The sequence below is a fragment of the Posidoniimonas corsicana genome (assembly GCF_007859765.1).
GTDB lineage: Bacteria > Planctomycetota > Planctomycetia > Pirellulales > Lacipirellulaceae > Posidoniimonas > Posidoniimonas corsicana.
On sequence record NZ_SIHJ01000005.1, the window covers coordinates 245,952 to 263,693 of the forward strand.

General features: G+C 69.0%; 14 protein-coding genes. 5 read left to right on the forward strand and 9 right to left on the reverse strand.

Annotation, left to right across the window (positions count from 1 at the left end):
- Positions 1-42: 42 nt before the first annotated feature.
- Positions 43-1,128 carry a PA0069 family radical SAM protein gene (locus tag KOR34_RS24315; protein WP_146568731.1) on the forward strand — a complete coding sequence of 362 codons (1,086 nt, stop codon included), beginning with the start codon at positions 43-45 and terminating at the stop codon, positions 1,126-1,128.
- A 16-nt stretch (positions 1,129-1,144) separates the two neighbouring features.
- Here KOR34_RS24315 and KOR34_RS24320 read toward each other — a convergent pair whose 3' ends face one another.
- Positions 1,145-1,906, reverse strand: coding sequence for a response regulator transcription factor (locus KOR34_RS24320; protein WP_146568732.1), 762 nt, complete (start codon positions 1,904-1,906; stop codon positions 1,145-1,147).
- A 385-nt stretch (positions 1,907-2,291) separates the two neighbouring features.
- Complete coding sequence (locus KOR34_RS24325; RefSeq protein WP_197531715.1) at positions 2,292-2,975, reverse strand: VTT domain-containing protein; 684 nt, start codon at positions 2,973-2,975, stop codon at positions 2,292-2,294.
- Between the two features lie 83 nt (positions 2,976-3,058).
- Between KOR34_RS24325 and KOR34_RS24330 the strand changes: the two genes are divergently transcribed.
- Entirely contained in the window at positions 3,059-4,135 is a 1,077-nt protein-coding gene (locus tag KOR34_RS24330) for a hypothetical protein (RefSeq protein WP_146568734.1), read from the forward strand.
- A gap of 140 nt (positions 4,136-4,275) precedes the next feature.
- Here the strand turns inward: KOR34_RS24330 and KOR34_RS24335 are convergent, their stop codons facing one another.
- The 6 genes from KOR34_RS24335 to KOR34_RS24360 all read right to left on the reverse strand — a co-directional run bounded on the left by KOR34_RS24335 (position 4,276) and on the right by KOR34_RS24360 (position 12,029).
- A complete protein-coding gene (locus tag KOR34_RS24335) occupies positions 4,276-4,482 on the reverse strand; it encodes a small basic protein (RefSeq protein WP_146568735.1) in 207 nt (68 codons plus the stop codon).
- A gap of 148 nt (positions 4,483-4,630) precedes the next feature.
- Positions 4,631-6,247: an SDR family NAD(P)-dependent oxidoreductase gene (locus tag KOR34_RS24340; RefSeq protein ID WP_146568736.1), complete on the reverse strand. Its 1,617-nt coding sequence runs from the start codon at positions 6,245-6,247 to the stop codon at positions 4,631-4,633.
- Positions 6,248-6,401: 154 nt separating this feature from the next.
- Positions 6,402-8,201 (reverse strand): biosynthetic-type acetolactate synthase large subunit, encoded by a 1,800-nt coding sequence (ilvB, locus tag KOR34_RS24345; protein WP_146568737.1) that lies wholly within the window; start codon positions 8,199-8,201, stop codon positions 6,402-6,404.
- A gap of 215 nt (positions 8,202-8,416) precedes the next feature.
- A complete protein-coding gene (locus KOR34_RS24350; protein ID WP_146568738.1) occupies positions 8,417-8,641 on the reverse strand; it encodes a hypothetical protein in 225 nt (74 codons plus the stop codon).
- A gap of 220 nt (positions 8,642-8,861) precedes the next feature.
- Positions 8,862-10,100, reverse strand: a complete 1,239-nt coding sequence (locus KOR34_RS24355; RefSeq protein ID WP_146568739.1) for a DUF6786 family protein — start codon at positions 10,098-10,100, stop codon at positions 8,862-8,864.
- 210 nt (positions 10,101-10,310) lie between these two features.
- Positions 10,311-12,029, reverse strand: coding sequence for a DUF5060 domain-containing protein (locus tag KOR34_RS24360; protein WP_146568740.1), 1,719 nt, complete (start codon positions 12,027-12,029; stop codon positions 10,311-10,313).
- A 232-nt stretch (positions 12,030-12,261) separates the two neighbouring features.
- Here KOR34_RS24360 and KOR34_RS24365 point away from each other — a divergent pair, with 232 nt between their 5' ends.
- The 3 genes from KOR34_RS24365 to KOR34_RS24375 are packed head-to-tail and all read left to right on the forward strand — an operon-like array spanning position 12,262 to position 16,777.
- Positions 12,262-13,761 carry a purine-cytosine permease family protein gene (locus tag KOR34_RS24365; protein ID WP_146568741.1) on the forward strand — a complete coding sequence of 500 codons (1,500 nt, stop codon included), beginning with the start codon at positions 12,262-12,264 and terminating at the stop codon, positions 13,759-13,761.
- Complete coding sequence (locus tag KOR34_RS24370) at positions 13,758-13,949, forward strand: hypothetical protein (protein WP_146568742.1); 192 nt, start codon at positions 13,758-13,760, stop codon at positions 13,947-13,949. Before KOR34_RS24365 ends, KOR34_RS24370 begins: the two co-directional genes overlap by 4 nt.
- 32 nt (positions 13,950-13,981) lie before the next feature.
- Positions 13,982-16,777: an alpha-L-rhamnosidase gene (locus KOR34_RS24375; protein WP_146568743.1), complete on the forward strand. Its 2,796-nt coding sequence runs from the start codon at positions 13,982-13,984 to the stop codon at positions 16,775-16,777.
- 109 nt (positions 16,778-16,886) lie between these two features.
- Here the strand turns inward: KOR34_RS24375 and KOR34_RS24380 are convergent, their stop codons facing one another.
- Positions 16,887-17,615 (reverse strand): hypothetical protein, encoded by a 729-nt coding sequence (locus KOR34_RS24380; protein WP_146568744.1) that lies wholly within the window; start codon positions 17,613-17,615, stop codon positions 16,887-16,889.
- Positions 17,616-17,742: the final 127 nt, after the last annotated feature.

Consider the following 17,742-nt stretch of genomic DNA (forward strand, 5'->3'; position numbering starts at 1 on the left):
CACCAGCGTTGCATTTGAAGTAAACACGCGTACACTAACCCCATGACCCGAGAACCAGGCAACGCACTGAGGGGCCGCGGCGCCCAGGCGGCGGTCGGCAACCGGTTCGAGCCGCTGCAGCTGACGGCGGACTACGAGCACCTGGACGAGGACGAGATCCTCGAGGACCTAGACCGCCGCCCGGCCACGCGGTTCTTCGATGATGAGTCGCAGAGCATCGTCACGGAGAACAGCTCTCCGGACATCATGTTCCGCTACAGCGTAAACCCCTACCGCGGCTGCGAGCACGGCTGCAGCTACTGCTACGCGCGGCCCTACCACGAGTTCCTGGGCCTCAACCCGGCGATCGACTTTGAGTCCGTAATCCTAGTCAAACGCAACGCGGCGCCGCTGCTGCGCGACTGGCTGGCCCGACCGGGCTACACGCCGGAAACGATCGCGTTCTCGGGCGTGACCGACTGCTACCAGCCGATCGAACGCCGGCTCGGCCTGACGCGGGCGTGCTTGGAGGTGGCCGCCGAGTGTTGCCAGCCGGTGGGGATCATCACCAAGAACGCCGGCGTCACCCGCGACATCGACCTGCTGAAGCGGCTGGCCGCGCACGACGCGGTGCGGGTGGCGGTGTCGATCCCGACGCTCGACGCGCGGCTGTCTCGCAAGATGGAGCCCCGCACCAGCTCACCGGCCGCGCGGCTGCGGGCGGTGCGCGAGCTTGCCGACGCCGGCGTTCCGGTGCAGCTCATGACGGCCCCGGTCATCCCAGGGCTGACCGACAGCGAGCTGCCTTCCATCCTGGCCGCCGGCCGTGAGGCGGGCGCCCGGCACGCCAGCTACACGGTGCTGCGTCTGCCGCGGGGCGTGCGCGAGGTGTTCGTTGACTGGCTGCGGATCACTGCGCCGGAGTCGCTGGACCGCGTCACCGCGTTGGTCGGCGCTGTGCGCAACGGCCAACTGAACGACAGTCGGTTCGGCGTGCGCCACCGGGGCGAGGGCGCTTATGCCGAACAGATCAGTCAGACCTTCCGGGCGTTCTCGCGGAAGCTCGGCTACGAGCAGCACCCTGGCACGCTGAACGCCGGCGCGTTCAAACCGCCCACGACCGCCGGCGGCCAGCAGTGGCTCTTCTAGCGGCGGCGCGGCGGAGTTAGCAGGTCTGGCTCACAACCGCCCCGCCCCGCGAAGCCGGCGACGTCCAGCACGGCGCCACGGCGGTGCGGTGCGCGGCGTTCCAGCCCTGCACGGGTGTCTGCGCCGCCTGACGCTGATCGCCGGCCTGCGAGCTGATCGCCTCGATCGTGCGGACCTCGGCCACCCGGCGGGCCAGGGGCACCGCCGACGGCACGTTCATCTTGGTGAACACGCGGCGGCGACGCTGCTCGACGGTGCGGATGCTGACATTCAGCTCGCGGGCGATCTGCTTGTTGAGCTTGCCGTCGCACACGGCGGCCATCACCTCGCTCTCGGCGGCGCTCAGGCCGTTGTAGCGCTGGTAGAAGTCGGTCATCAGCCCGCGGTACTCGGCCCGGCGGACCCCCTCGGCCAGCAGCGGCTCGAGCATCCGCTGCAGGTCGTGTCCGGCCAGCGGCGGGACGAGCACGTCCCACGCGCCGCGCCGCAGCGCGTCGAGCGCGGCGCCCTCGGCGTCATCGACCACGGCGAGCACCGGCGGCGCCGGCATCGCACGGCCGATCGCCGCGGAGCCGAGGCCGGGCATCGAGCGGCGGTCGAACACAACCGCGATCGTGTCGAGCGTTGCTGCCGAATCGGGTGAATCGGACACGACCACCCGAAGCCGCAGCTGCGCCGCGAGCGACTCGATCGCGGCGAGCAGCTCGCCGTCTCGCGAGGCGACCGCCAGGGTGAAGCGGTCCTGTGGCTGTTGTGTTTCTTCGAAGGAGCTCTGCATGGAACTGGTCCCCACGTAATGGTGTGTGGAACCCGCCCAGGCGGTACGCGACGCATTTAGGATGTGCGCAGCAGCGCCGGCTGCCCCTTGCGGGGCAGCGACGCCGCTGTGACGATCCCAACAATGCCCTGCCCGCATGGTTGGATCGTGGTGGTAAACAACTGGGGGGAGCCACAGTGGAAATGTGTACTGCCGCATCCCAACATGGGGCGTATCGGCGCCGGGGACCAATCTGACTAAAGCGCGACCACGGCGGAATGTCGTCAACCACATGCCTGCGCCGGCTAGATGCGCCAACCAACCGGCATGTGTGAGCTCGAGCGATTGTTCGCAAACCCCTTACAGCAAAGGCAAAACGCGAAGCGTGGGCCGAGTTGCGGATAATTCAGTCTTCTGGCGCCTCATTGCCTTGGCGGTTATGCGCCACACGAAGCAATAACGCAGGCAGGGCGACACAGAACGCAACGCCGATCGGCAGCACCTCGTGCTGAGCGGCCGCCGAGCCGACCACCGAGAACACCAGCGAGGTCACGCTGTTGCCTAGAAACAGCCACAACAGCAACCGACCGACGGGCATCCGCCCCAGCCCCGCGGCCAGCACGACCGCCTCGGCGACGACCGGCGCCGGACGCGACGCGAGCAGCAGCCAGGCGCCGTTGCGTTCGATCGCCCGCTCCCACCGGGCGAGCTCGTCCGGGTCGACCCACCTCAGCGCCAGCGAGCGGCCCCCCCAGCGGGCCAGCAGGTAGCCCGCCAGGCCGCCAGCAGTCAGCCCCACGGCGCCGGCCAAGGCCGCCACGGGCCAGCCCAGCCGCGCCGCCAACAGCGCCAGCAATGGCCCCGACGGAACCGGGATCAGGATGTCTGCTGCCAGCAGACCGACGCCGGCGGCGAGCAACGCGCGGTCGCTTGGGCCACCGTCGGCGGCCCACAGCCAGCGCGTGTAGCCTTCGCCAAGGAGCACCGCCGGCACAACCGGAACCGCCAGCAGCACCAGCACAATCAGCCACAGCCGGCCGCGGGAGGGGCGTGAGGTCGTCCGCGGCGAGGGTCGTGGGTTGACTTGCAAGGGGGTGGGTCTAGGTTTAATCGCATGCTGCGCTTCCGGGCGCGGGAGGCTCCATTGTAACCGCCGACGGAACCCGACAAACAATGTTTACCGCCCCACAGCTCCGCCCGCTCCGCCTGACACTCACCCTGCTGCTGGCCGCCGCAGCAGCGGCGCCTGCGGCCGCGCAACCAACGCCCCGCACGACCGAGCTGCAGTCGCTCGTCGAGCGCGCCGCACGGCACCTGTCGCTCCGGCGTGAGAGCCTCCGCGGCAACTACACCGAACACCAGTCGCGCCGCGACGCGCTGCAGCAGACGCTCACCGCGTGGAACAACTCGGCCCGCACCGACCAGGACGCCGACGCCATGGAGGCCTGGCTCCGCGGGGTCATCAACGCTTCCATGCTGGGCGGCCGCGGCCCCATGCCGGCGCCGCCGGTCTTCCAGACGCCCGAGGAGGTTGCCAGGGCGCGCCAGCCGCGTCCCGAGGTCGTCCCCGCCGAACCGGCCAGCCCGATCGCGTTCGACCCGGCCCCGAGCAGCGTGGACGAGGTCCCCTTCGAGCCGGACCCGTTCGACCCCGTAGAAGCGCCCGTCGAGGCGACCGAACAACCGCAGGTGACCCGCCAGCCGCCGGTCCGTCGGCCCGCCGCCCCGGCCCCCGCCAAGGAAGCGCCGCCGGTCAGCGAATGGGCGAACCACCCCTCGGCGCCCGAGCTCGACTGGAGCGACCCGTTCGCCGACGACGCCCCCGCCCGCGGCTCGGCAGGGATCGCGAGCACGCGTTTCAAGCCGGTGTCACGGAGCAGGACCGTCAAGGTCGACCTGCTGGAGCTCTCCTCGCGGGTCGCGGGCTACAACTCGCGCCTGCGTGAACTCGAGGGGCTGCTCATCGGATCGGACGAGCTGTCGGCGTTCCGCCTGGCCGCGATCGTCCGCGACCTGGACGAGCTGAACGACCAGCGGGGATTCCTGCAGCTCTACCTGGCGGGCCTGTCCCCCGAGGAGGCCGAGGTCGGCCCCCAGTTGAACTCTTCCGACCCGCTGGTGAAGCTGGTCGGCAAGGCGGTGAGCCGTCGGGGCGAGTCGATCAACGCCCAGCTTGGCTCGCGGGCCGAGGCCGAGTCGGCCATCCTGTCGGCACTCTACCGGAAGCTGGATGAGATGGGCGACAACTAGTCGTCCCGGCGGCTCTCGTGAGAGCCGAGCAGAAAGCAACGAGAAAGAGCCGCGTGCCATGCACGCGGCTCTTTCTGTTTTGTTTGCGACAAGCTTGGTCGCGAAGGGCGGAGGCCGCTCTGGCGGAGCTCCGGACGACATCACTTCTTGTCGTCGTCGTCGTCCTTCTTCTTCTTTTTCTTCTTCATCTGGAGCTTCCGCACCCGCACCTTGGGGATGCCAAAGGGCGAGTCGCCCTCGCTCCAGCGCTCGTTTTCCTTGAGCTGCTTGAGCCGCTCGACACGGGTCAGCACACTGCGGGCGCCCGTGGAGCCACGCTTTACTTTGAGTGATTTGTCGATCGTCATGGGAGGTCTCCCGCTGGTCGCGGAACGCTGGGCCCGGCTGGACCCTGGTTTGATTTGTGAGCCCCGCAGTATATCGGCCGTGGCGGGGGGTGGCAAGACGCCTAAACCGGGCTAAAACCCGAGGTTTTCCGGAGTTCGACGGCTTCGCCTACCAGTTCGCCACCTGGTAGTCCTTCAGGAACTTGCCCCACACGTGGTTGCCGGTAATCTGGCCGTCGATGTACGGGTCGCAGATCCGGGCGGCGGCGTCCACCAGGTCGAGCGGAGGGTGGAAGCCCAGCTCCTCCTGCTTGCGCTTGGCGATCTCGGCCGGGTCCTCGTCGGTGATCCAGCCGGTGTCGACGCTGTTCATGTGGATGCCGTCCCGCGCGTAGTCCTGGGCGGAGGTCCGCGTCAGCATGTTGAGGGCCGCCTTGGCCATGTTGGTGTGCGGGTGCTTGTCGGTCTTGTACGCGCGGTAGAACACGCCCTCCATCGCCGACACGTTGACGATGTGCTTGTCGGGCGTGGCGACGCGGGTCATCAGCGGCTTGAGCCGGGCGTTGAGGATGAACGGCGCGATGGCGTTCACGAGCTGCACCTCGAGCAGCTCGACGGTTGGCACGTCGGCCAGGCGGAGCCGCCAGCTGTTGACGCTCCGCAGGTCCACCTGCTGCTGGTCGACGTCGTACTGCCCTGCGGGGAACAGGTGCTCGCCGCGGTCCTCGTCGCCGGCTACCAGTGGGATCTGCGACAGCTCGGCCGCTTTGACGATGCCGGCGATGCTGTCCCGGGCGAGCCCATCGCCGAGCGCGGCGAGCGCGGCGCCGGCCAGCTCCGGCTCGTTCTCCCGCGTGCCCTGCTTGCGGAGCTCCTCGTACGACGCGAGCATCGGCCGCGCCTCGGCCGGGAGCGACTCGCCCAGCCGGCGCTCGCCCTCCATCAGGTGCGCGTAGAACCCCGGCGGGCGGCGGACCGTCTGGCAGGCGTTGTTTAGGAGAAAGTCCAGCCGCGGCAGCGTGCCGGCCAGGTGGTCGGCCAGGGCCTCGACGCTGGGCGTGTGCCGCAGGTCGACGCCGTGCAGCTCGAGCCGGCTGCGCCAGGACTCGCTGTCTTCCTCTTCAAGGAACCGCCGAGCGGCGTCCCGCGGGAAGCGGGTCAGCACCACCGTGTGCGCGCCGGCCCGCAGGAGCTTGAGCGCCGCCTGGTATCCGATCTTGACCCGCGCGCCGGTCACCACCGCCACGCGGCCCGACAGGTCGCACGTCTGGTTGCGTTTGGTCCAGTTCAGCCCGGCGCAGGCCGGGCAGAGGGCGTCGTAGAAGTGGTGCAGGCGGTCGTACTCGGCCTTGCAGGTGTAGCAGGTCCGCGGCAGGTCGAGCTTGGGCCAGTCGGCGGTCGGGTCGGCCGCGTCCTGCCCCGCGGACGCCGAGCCGTCGTGCGTCAGGGCCGGCGGCGGCACGTCGAACGGCGCGGGCGGCTCGGGCTTCTTGAGCTGCCGGGTGCTGTACTGCGAGCGGATGCCGGTCGTGGCAAGCCGCTCGGCGTCGGCCTTGCGCTGCTCGTCGAGCGCCGCCTGCTTCTTTCGGTGGAACTCCTTGCGGAGCTTGCGGCGCGAGCCGCGGTCGGGCAACGCCACCTGGTTGACCACCCGCAGCAGACGCTGCCGCTGTTCCTCGGGGAGCTGCGCGAGCAGCCCGCGGTCGGCGGCGACCTGTTCGAGGACGTCGGCGGCGTGCTGGAGCGCTTCGGCGGAAGGCGAGTCGGGTTCGGGGGAATCAGACAAGTTGTCGCTTCGCAAGACTGAGATCGAGAGCGGGCGGTTCCAACAGCTTAGCCGCCCAGGCGTCCCACGGCAGTCGGGGGGCGCCGACGCCAATGAAAAACCCCCGGCTCCCGCCGGGGGTTGATGGTTGCGCTCTGCAGGTGGCGGCGCCGACCTACTCCGTGATGATATCCCGCACGGTGTGGCCGCTGGGGATCATCGGCAGCACGTGCTCCTGGTACGGCACGTTGACGTCCAGGATGTAGGGGCCGTCGTAGGCGATCATCTCCTCGATGGCGGCGGGCAGGTCTTCCTTCCGCTCGACGTACGCGCCGCCGCAGCCATAGCCGTGGGCGATCTGCACGAAGTCCGCGTACCGCTTGTCGCGCCCCGCGCGGCCGATGCCGTCGCCCTTGCCGGCCCACTCGGGGTGGTCGACCGGGCCGAGGTAGGTGTGGGCCCGGTTGCCCTGCATGAACCGGTCCTCCCACTGTACCACCATGCCGAGGTGCTGGTTGTTGAGGAGCAGCACCTTCACCGGCAGCTTCTCGCAGACCAGCGTTGACAGCTCCTGGATGTTCATCTGGAACGAGCCGTCGCCGTCGATGTCGATGACCAGCCGGTCGGGGAACTGGCTCTGCGCGCCCATGGCGGCGGGCAGGCCGAAGCCCATCGTGCCCAGGCCGCTGGAGCTGAGCCACGTGCGGGGCTTCTCGAACTTGTAGAACTGCGCGGCCCACATCTGGTGCTGACCGACGCCGACCGAGATGATCGGGTCCTTGTCGCGGGTCATTTCCCAGAGGGTCTTGATGGCGTGCTGCTGCGTGATGCCGGGGTACGACTCGTCGTAGCTGAACGGGTATTTCTCCTTCCACGCCTGGCACTTGGCAACCCAGGGGCTGATGTCCTCGGGCGCCTCGACGATCTTGTTCAGCTCGGCGAGGGCGTGCTTGACGTCGCTCTGGATGGGGATGTGGGCGGGCTTGTTCTTGTTGAGCTCCGCGGCGTCGATGTCGATGTGGACGATCTTGCCGTGCTTGCAGAACTCCTCCAGCTTGCCGGTCACGCGGTCGTCGAACCGCACGCCGAGGGCGATCAGCAGGTCGGCCTCGTCGACGGCGTAGTTGGCGTACACGCTGCCGTGCATGCCGAGCATGTCGAGCGACAGCGCGTCCGTGCCCGGGTAGACGCCCAGGCCCATCACGGTGGTGGTGATCGGGATGCCGGTCTTGTGGACCAGCGTGCGGACCTCGTCGCTGGCGTTGGCGATCACAATGCCGCCGCCGGCGTAGATCACCGGCTTCTTGGCCCGCTTGATCGCCGCGGCGGCCTGCTTGATCTGCTCGCTGCGCGCGACCGGCACCGGGTACTCGCCCTCTTCATTGAGGTAGCCCGGCAGGTCGAGCGGCGCGTCGTAGTCCGGCACGCAGTGCGCCAGCTGAACGTCCTTGGGCATGTCGACCAGCACGGGGCCGGGGCGGCCGGTGCTGGCGATCACAAACGCCTCGCGCATCACGCGGGCGACGTCCTCCACGTCGGTCACCAGGTAGTGGTGCTTGGTGATGCCGCGGCAGACCTCGACGATGGGCGTCTCTTGGAACGCGTCCGAGCCGATCACCGCGGTCGGCACCTGGCCGGTGATCGCCACCAGCGGGATGCTGTCGAGCTTGGCGTCGGCGATTGCCGTAACCAGGTTCGTGGCGCCCGGGCCGGACGTGGCCATGCAGACGCCCACCTTGCCGGTGGCGCGGGCGATGCCCTGCGCGGCGAAGCCGCCCCCCTGCTCGTGCCGCGGCAGGATGGTCCGCAGCTTGTCGCCCTGCCGGGTGAGCGCCTGGTGCAGCGGCATGCTGCAGCCGCCCGGGTACGCGAAGATGGTGTCTACGCCATGGTTGACCAGCGACTGTACCAGGATGTCGGCCCCGGAGGTGAGTTCGGCAGCGGTCGAGGATTCTGGCTTGGTAACGGTCGCCATAGCGGGAACGGGGATTCGGGGGTGAGGGGATCGGGTCGGGCAGTACGGCCGTTAGGACCCGAAAAAAGCCAAGCGGTTCATCATAGGCCGCCGGGGGCGGCCCTTTCAAGCAGTTTGGGGTCTCCGAACGACCAATGACCGGGCCGAAATGACCCACGACGGCGCCGCGGCCTGCCGCAACTCGCCGGGCGCCGCAACGCGGGCGGGCCGCGTCGCTAGTCCTTCACCCGCTTGGGCAGCGTGAAGGTGTAGAGCACAATCACCGCCCCGCCGGCCATCAGGCTCCAGGGGGCCCAATCGGGGGGCTGCACGACCTTCTCGGGGCGGACCACCTGCCCGCCGTGCATCCGCGGCTTGATGGTGGCCTGCTCGATCGCCAGGCACTCGGCGCCCAGCAGCAGCGAGAACACGCCCATCGCGAGGAAGAAACTTCTCCACATGGCAGCACTCCTGGGGCGGTTGTCGGGGGTGGGTAAACAGCCTGGGGTCGGTCTTGAGCCGGGGCGCGGAACCGGCGCGCTATCGGAGAAGATCGACCGACCCGGGGTGCTAGCTGAACGGTCACCGCCCGGCTTCACGTTGGCGCGGCGGTGCCGGTCGCAACGGCGGCCCGCCAACGCGCAGCTGAGATGGGCAAACAGCCACCCCAACGGCGCCTGTTCAGAACTGCCGCTTGATCTCCGCCAGCGTGACGCCCAGCAGGTTCTTCGCGATGCCGTCCAGTTCGGCTTCGCCGCCGCTAAAGTGGAGGGTCTTCTGGACGTGGCGCAGTGTCTCCCCGGGTTGGAGTGCGGCGGCGGGCGACGAGGTTTCTAGCTCGTAGAACGGCCCCAGCGGCGGCGCGCCCGGCTCGGGGGAGCCATCGTTGTAGGAGTTGATTACGTCGCCCGAGTACGGGTCCTGCTGGTGCTCCCACATCGAGTTGACATAGCCGTGCGGCGCAGGCTGCTGGGTGCAGATAACGATCGTGAGGGTCTGGCTGTCGGCGTCGTAGCTGCCGGCCACTCCCTTGGCCCGCTTCGGTCCGACACCGATCTTGCCTCGGCGGGTCCCGTCGCCCCTGAAGAACAGCGTGTCGTCACTCACCTTGAGGTAGTCGGCGGGGACCTCACCGAAGTAGGCGGCGTTGACCTTCGGTCCGAGCTCGGCCTCGGCGCCCGGCTCGATCGGGACGACGACTACCGTGCGCGGCGTTGGGTTGAACATGCCGAGGATCCAGATGGACGGCAGCCCGGTCTCCGGCGACCACGCTTGGTCGCCCTGGTTTGTCAGGCGGTTGTCGGTCTGGTAGCCGACCATGCGGACGCCGTCGGCCAGCGGCCCACCGACGAGCTGGGCGGCGCCGGCGCGATCGATCAGCCGCACCGTCCGCTCGATGCCCATCTTGAAGACCTGGCCGCTATAATTGGTCAGCTCGCAATCACGGCGGAAGGCTACGCTGTCGCTCCGCGAGTCGACCAGCTCGAACGGCTCGGTGTCGATGACCGCCGGCACACGCCAGTCGGCGAAGTCGAACTCGGTTCCCGGTTTAAAATAGAAGGCAAACTGGCCACCCTCGGGGCCTAGCCAGAACCGCTCCTCACCGCCGAACACGTGGATGTGATCCTGCAGCTGCCCCTGCGCCTGCTCGCCGCTGAGCACCCCCTTCTCAATGACAGGCCGGTTAATCCAGCCAAAGCTCGGGCCGGCTTGGCGGTCGAACGTGCTGGTCATCACCCGTCCTTGGTACGCGGGCGCCACAGCCACCGCCGCGTCGCCGTCGCGCAGCAGCACGATCGGCGTGTGCCGCTCCATGAAAGCCACGTCGTCAGCAAAACCTCCGCCCATCGATCCACGTCCCAGCAGGAGAAAAGAACCAACACCAAGCAATCCCAGCACCGCCACGCTTGTTTGTCTCATGCCGCCTAGCCCTTGGCTGTCGTGAATCAGGGCGCCGGTGAGGCGCCGCAAGAACGCCGCGTTCAACAAGTCGCTATTCTAACCGGAATCGCGGCCCAGGGGCGCGGCGGACAGGATCACCGCCGATTGCACTTAACACAAGCTAGTTGAAGGTCGGTGCCGGGCCTGACTACAGGCGTGACCGCTGAGCGTTGCCGAGAGTGTCCCTACTTACCCCGCACGCAGAATCAGCACCCAGTCGGTGTCGGCGCCCGGTGGGGTGAACCGGCGGCGGGAAGCGCCCTCGGCTGGCTTGTCATCGTCGTCGGTGAGGGCGGGCATGGGGACCTCGTCGCCCTCGGGCGCGGCAGTCGTCTCGCCGGTTTTGGCGTCGACCCACACGCGGCTGGGGTAGTCGCCGGGGGCGAGCGTTAACTGGAACGGCTCGCCGGCGGTGGCGAACACCAGGTACTGCTTGCCGGGCTCGGCCAGGCACCAGACGCGGAACGGGTCGTGCCCGGACAACAGGCTGTCGTCGGGGCGCATGCGGTGGAAGTCGACCCGCTGGTTCATCACGTCCGACAGCACGTCGATGTAGCCGGCCGACGCGGTGTAGGGATTTTCGTCGCCGTAGAAGGGGATGCCCTCAGGGCCGCGGACGGCCAACTCATACTCCTTGGCGTGGCCGTTCCAGCAGAACGACGCGCCGGCGGTCGCGCAGCCCCACGCGGCGCGGCGCAGGTCGTCCTGGGTGGCGCCGGTCCGCTCCGCCCAGTACCGCCGCCACAGCGCGTTGCCCTCGGACATGTAGACCGGCTTGCCCGGCACGTAGCCGATCAGGCAGGCCTGGTGGTGCGTCCAGGGGGTCTTGCGGTACGGCAGGTCGAGCGGGTTCTGCGGCGCGGCGATGTGGTGGTTCTCGATGGCGGCGAAGTTGTACTCGGGGCGTTGGTACTCGTTGTCGCGGGGCATCTCGTCTTCGTAGGTGCGTAGGTGGTCGAAGACGTCGTGCTTCTGCACCAGGCGGGCCCAACCGAGCTCACGGCTCTCGGTGTCGCCCGGGTCCTCCCACACGAAGTTCCAGCCCGCCAGGTTGGCGTACGGCGCCAGCCGCGCGACCGAGTACCGCACGTAGAAGTCCTTGGCGTCGTCGCTCAGGTTGTCCCACTTGGGGCCGTCGTTCTTGCGGCCCTCGAAGCCCAGGAACATGTGCACGCCGACGTTCCGGTCGTTGAGCCAGCCGAGGTGCCGCTCCATCCGCCGCCAGACGTCCAGGTTCATGGTGCTCTCGACCCGGCCGTCCTGATAGAGGGCGAGGTCCTGCGTCGACGGCTCCGGCCCATCCAAATAGTATTGTCCGAAGCAGCACAGCGACATCAGCCAGTTGACCTGCAGGTGGTTGTACCCGCGGTCGATGAGCGGCTGGTACACGTTGGCGGTGATCCAATCGAATGGCTGGGCGATCGATCCGTGGCCCGTTTCGTAGTACGACTTGATCCAGACGGGTTCCGTGCCGTTGTAGGCGAACCAGCGCGGGTTCTCGCCGTAGGCCCGCAGGACGCCCTTGCCGGCGCCCTCGGCGACGCAGTCGAACCGGCCCTCGCCGCCCGGCGTTCCGTCCGACCAGGACCACTTGTACGACCACTCGCCGAGCTCGTCGGGCAGGAAGCGGAGCTTCCAGACGCTGCCGGTTGTGGCGTCGCCGCCGCCGCGGCCGTCGCCGTCGAAGAAGCCCGCAAAGTCGACCGCGCGGCCCGACGGCGCCGTGTACGTGCAGCGCAGCGCGACGTCGGTAAACTTGTTGGCGTACGCCTTGTCGTTGTCCAGCGGCTTCTCAAACACCCGGTGCAGGCCGACCGCGTGCGGCTGTGCGGCCGCGGCGAGGGGCGCCAGGGCGATCAGCAACGCAAGCCAACGGGTGCAGACGGGAGCGGCACTTCGGGGGTTCATGCTGTGCGGCGGACCAGATCACTGAGGGCGGGGTTCCTAGACGAGGCCGCGCTGAAAATGTCGCGGGCGGTTGCTATGTTAGCTAGCCCGCGGGCGCTGGTCGAGTTTCCGGTTGCGCTGCTGTCTGGATTCGCACCACGTTTGCAGGCAGCGTCTGTCGCGTTGCAGTCCACGTAGCGCGGCCTCTTCACCGCCAACTCCTCACCCCGCTTCCTCCTCACCAAAGCTTCTTATGCCCGCAGAGCAATCTACGTCGATCGTCGACCGGCTGGACGAGCTGTACGAGTACGACCGCGAGCCGGTCAGCGAGGACAAGCTGTACGGCTGGCGGACGTTCATCGCGATGTTCTCCAGCGAGCACATCGCCGGCACCGAGTTCGTGCTCGGGCCGCTGCTGGTGGCGCACGGCGTCACGGCGTACGACGCGTTCGTCGGGCTGCTGGTGGGCAACGTGCTGGCGGTGCTGAGCTGGGCGCTGCTGTGCGCGCCGATCGCGGTGCGCGAGCGGCTGACGGTCTACTGGCAGATCCGCCGGCTGGCGGGGCCGTACCTGACGGTGCTGTACTCGGGCCTGTTCGCGGTGATCCTCTGCCTGCTGGCCGGCGCGATGGTGAACGTGTCGACAACGGCGGTCGCCAAGGTGGCCGGGGTTGAGAGCCCCAACTTCCTGGAGGCCGAGTACCTGCCCTCGGCGCCCTGGATCGGTATCGCGGTCGCGGTGGGGGTGGTGGTGGCGCTGTTCGCGATGCTGGGCTTCGAGCAGCTCGCGCACTTCGCCAAGGTCGCGGCGCCCTGGATGCCGTGTGTGTTCCTGGCGGGCGGGTTCGCTTCGCTCGCGTCGCTCGGAGTGACCGGTCTGGACAACTTCTGGGAGATCGCCAACGAGAAGATCTGGACCGGCGAGGCGCAGCCCGGGCAGATCAAGTACGGCTTCTGGCACTGCGCCGGCCTGGCGTGGCTGTGCAACATCTCGCAGCACATGGGCATGGGCGACGTCACGCTCTTCCGCTACGCGAAGAAGTGGCAGATGGGCTTCAGCTCGGCGTTCGGCATGTTCCTGGGGCACTACATGGCGTGGATCTGCAGCGGCATCATGTGCGCCGCGTTCGTCAACGCCGAGCTGGCGGCCGGCGTTGAGAACCCGAACGTGAACCCGGGCAACATCGCGATGTTCGCCGTCGGCTGGGCCGGCCTGGTGTGCGTGGTGCTGGCCGGCTGGACCACCGCCAACCCGACCCTGTACCGCGCGGGCCTGGCGCTGCAGGTCGCGACGCCCAACTGGCGCCGCTGGGCGGTCACCCTGTTCGCCGGCGCGATGATGATTGTCGCGGCGTGCATCCCGGCGGTCATCTACTACCTGGACCGCATCGTGGCGTACTACGGCCTGTTCTTCATGCCGCTGGGCGCGTTTATTGTGATGGACTACTGGGTGTTCCCGCGCCTGGGCCTGGCGCCCTACTACGCCGAGCGCAAACGCCTGCTGTGGAGCTGGCCCGCGGCGGTGGGCTGGTTCGGTTCGTTCGGCATCTGCTTCCTGCTGTACGCGAAGGACCAGTACCCGCAGTTCGAGGTGATCAACCGGGTGGCGCCGACTTTCCTGGCCAACTACAAGGCGGACATGTTCCTGCAGGTGCTGCCCGCGTGGGTGCTGGCCATCACCCTCTACACCGGCTGCAGCCTGATCCAGCAAACCCTCTCACCGGCGAACGCCCAACCGGAGGCAACCGAATGAACACCGCTACCGAAGCCGCGCTGAAAGTGATTGGCGTGCTAGGCCTGATGCTGTCGGTCCTGTCCGGGATGATGGTGTTCGGCGGCGCGATCTCGCCGACCACGCACAACTGGCTAATGGTGCTGGGCATGGCGATGTGGTTCTGCACCGCGATCTTCTGGATCCAGGCGAAGCCGCTCGGCGACTGACCAACCCCACTGCTCCCCCCGGCACGGACGGCATGACCCCCGACTCCCTCACCTACCTGCGCTGCGAGTACCTGGTCGACCCCCTCGGCATCGACGAGCCGCGGCCGCGGCTGAGCTGGGTGCAGCAGTCGTCGCGGCGCGGCGCCGCGCAGACCGCCTACCGGGTAGTGGTCGCCAGCTCGGCCGATCGGCTCGCCGCCGGCGAGGCCGACCTGTGGGACAGCGGGCGCGTGGCGAGCGACCAGTCGACGCACGTCGAGTACGACGGCGCGCCGCTGACGTCGCGCGCCGCGTGCCACTGGCAGGTAACCCTCTGGGACGAGCGCGGCGAACCGCTCACCAGCCCGCCGGCGATGTGGACGATGGGCCTGATGGAGAGCTCCGACTGGCAGGCGGACTGGGTCACGCACGACCCGCAGATCGTCGCCCGCGACCCGGGCGCGCAGCCGCCCACCGCTACCCAACCCGGCACGCCGGCCTTGTTCCGTAAATCGTTCGACGCGCCGGACGGGGTCGTCCGCGCGACGCTCTACGTGACCGCCCGCGGGCTGGTAGAGCCGCGGTTGAACGGCGCGGTCGTGACGCCGGACTGCTTCGTCCCCGAGTGGACCGACTACCACAAGCGTCTGCACTACCGCACATACGACGTCACGCGCCACGTGCGCGCCGGCGAGAACGCGCTGGCGGCCACGCTCGGCGACGGCTGGTGGAGCGGGTACATCGGCTGGCAGGAGACCCGCGGCCAGTACGGCACGCTGGAGAACAGCCTGCTGATGCAGCTGGAGGTCGAGCTCGCCGACGGGCGGACCATCGTTGTCCCGACCGACGGCTCGTGGAGCTGCACCACCGGGCCAATCATCGCCAGCGACTTCATGATGGGCGAGACCTACGACGCCCGGCGCGAGCGGACCGGCTGGGACCAGCCGGGCTATGACGCCACCGACTGGCTGCCCGTTGTCGAAGTCCCGCCCGCCACGGTGCGGACCCCGCGGTTCGGCTTCTCGAACAATGCCCCCGCCGACAGTGGCGAGCCGCTGCCATTGGTCGCGCAGCGCAGCGAGCCGGTGCGCGTGGTCGAGCGGCTGGCGCCCGTCTCGGTGACGACCGTCACGCCCGGCGTACACGTGTACGATTTCGGGCAGAACTTCTCGGGGTGGGTCGAGCTGTCGGCCGCCGGCCCGGCGGGCACGCGGTTGGTGCTGCGGCACGGGGAGCGGCTCAACCCGGACGGGACGCTCTACACCGAGAACCTCCGCCGCGCCGACGCGACCGACGCCTACACGCTGCGGGGCGGCGGCGCCGAAACGCTGCGTCCGCACTTCACCTTCCACGGCTTCCAGTACCTCGAGATCACCGGGATCGACGAGCCGCTGCCGCTGGCCGACGTGCGCGGCTGCGTGGTGATGTCGGCGACCCCGCCGGCGGGCGAGTTCGAGTGCTCGCACCCGCTGGTCAACCGGCTGTGGAAGAACGCGCTGTGGGGTCAGAAGGGCAACTTCCTGACCGTGCCCACCGACTGCCCGCAGCGCGACGAGCGGCTCGGCTGGATGGGCGACGCGCAGGTGTTCATGCGATCGGCCACGTACAACATGGACGTGGCGGCGTTCTTCACCAAGTGGATGAACGACGTCACCGACTCGCAGGACGCCGACGGCCTGTTCCCCGACGTCGCGCCACGGATCGACGAGGGCGACAACTTCGTCGGGCTCGACGGCCTGGGCGGCGGCGCCGGCTGGGCCGACGCGGGCGTGATCGTGCCGTGGACGCTGTGGCGGGTGTACGGCGATCGGCGCATCGTGCAGCGCCACTGGGACGCGATGGTCCGCTGGCTCGACTGGCTGGAGCGCGTCAACCCGGAGTCGATCCGCGAGAACCACCTGAACAACAACTACGGCGACTGGCTCTGCATCCCCGCCGACACCACCTTCCGCACCCACTCCGAGATGAAGACGCTGCTCGCCACCGCCTACTGGGCGGACGACGCGGCAAAGATGGCCGCCATGGCCCGGGCGCTGGGCCGCGCGGACGAGGCCGACCGCTTCGACGCGATGTTCACGAAGGTCCGCGCCGCGTTCGGTAAGCGGTGGCTCGAGGACGAGGGCCGCCTGGCCGTCGAAACGCAGACCGCCTACCTGCTGGCGCTCGCATTCAACCTGCTGCCCGAGGCCGACCGCGCCGCCGCCGCGAGCCGCCTGGTCGAGCTGATCGCGGCCGAGGACTGGCATCTGAGCACCGGCTTCATCGGCATCAAGCACCTCAACCCGGAGCTCACCCTCGCCGGCCACGCCGACGTCGCGGGCCGGTTGCTGACCAACGAGGACTACCCCTCGTGGCTCTACCCGGTGGTGCACGGCGCCACCACCATCTGGGAACGCTGGAACGGCTGGACCGCCGACGACGGGTTCTTCAACCCGCAGATGAACTCGTTCAACCACTACTCGCTCGGCTCGGTCGCCGAGTGGCTGTACCGCCACGTCGCGGGCATCGAGCTGGACGACGCGTCCGCCGGGTTCAAGCAGTTCGTCGTGAAGCCCTACCCGACCGACAACCTGCAGCACGCCGGCGCGACCTACCGGTCGGTGCACGGTGAGATCGAGAGCCGCTGGCGGATTGAGGACGCGCAGTTCAAGCTGCGCGTGCGCGTCCCGGCGAACACCACGGCGCGGGTCTTCTGCCCCTGCCCATCAGACGGTGCGGTCACCGAGGGCGGCCAGCCCGCCGCCGAGGCAGAAGGCGTGCAGCTTGTTGGCTTCGCCGATGGCTACGCCGAACTAGCGGTGCGGCCCGGCCTGTACGAGTTCGCCGCGCCGTTCGGGCAGTACGCGTAGCGAACAGAATATCAAACAGCGCCGCGGCTTCGCCTCGCGCCAACTCGAAGAGCGGCCGGCGCTGCCGCCGGCCGCTCGTTCACTGGTTGCGAAATTGTCGCCTTATCCACTAGGTCTCTGGCGAGTCTTCCTGCTCTGGTTGCTCTATCGGCGGGCGGTCCCGTTCCGGTCGGCCGCGGCGGCGGCCCTCGTCGCGGCGTTCGCGACGCGGCCGGTCGGCGCGGTCGTCATCGCCGCGGCGCGGCGGCGGGCCGAAGCCACGCTCGCCCTGGAAGCGGGGGCCTCCGTCTCGTGCTTCGGGGCCACGGTCACCTGGACCGCGGTCACGCGGGCCGCGGCGGCCCTCAGCCCGCGGTCCGTCCTCCCGGTCGCGAGGGCCGCGGAAGCCGCGCTCGCCGTCACGGTCGCGCGGACCGTCGAAGTCGCCGCCGCGTCGCCCGCGGGGCGCACGGTCGCCCTGGCGATCTCCGGGCGGGCCCTGACGGTCGTCCAAGTCGCCACGCGGGCCGCGGCCCTGGCCGCGCCCCTGACCACGTCCGCCACGCGCCTGGCCACGCTCGTCACGCGGCGGTCCGAATCCTCGCCGGCCCTCGGGCGGGCCCGATCGGCGATCGGCCACGCGCTGCTTGTGGTGCTGCTCGAACTCCTGCCGGCTGATGACGCCGTCGCCGTCGGCGTCGATCTGGTCAAACACCTGTCCGGCCGGCGGCGGGCCCGGTCGGTCGGGCCGGCCGTCGCGGGGTGGCGCGTCATCGGGCTGCCCGTAGGCGACCCCCACCGTTGCGGCGGACACGCAGGCCGCCAGCACGCCACGAGAGAATAGCTTTGCAACAAACATGACCCCGTACTCCCTTCAAAGTGGATTCGCGCCGGCCCTCCCACGGGCGGCGTCCTCCTGTGTGATGTATCCAACCTCCTAAACGCGGGGCGGCGTCGGCGTTCTACACCGGTTGCAACAGAAAGTC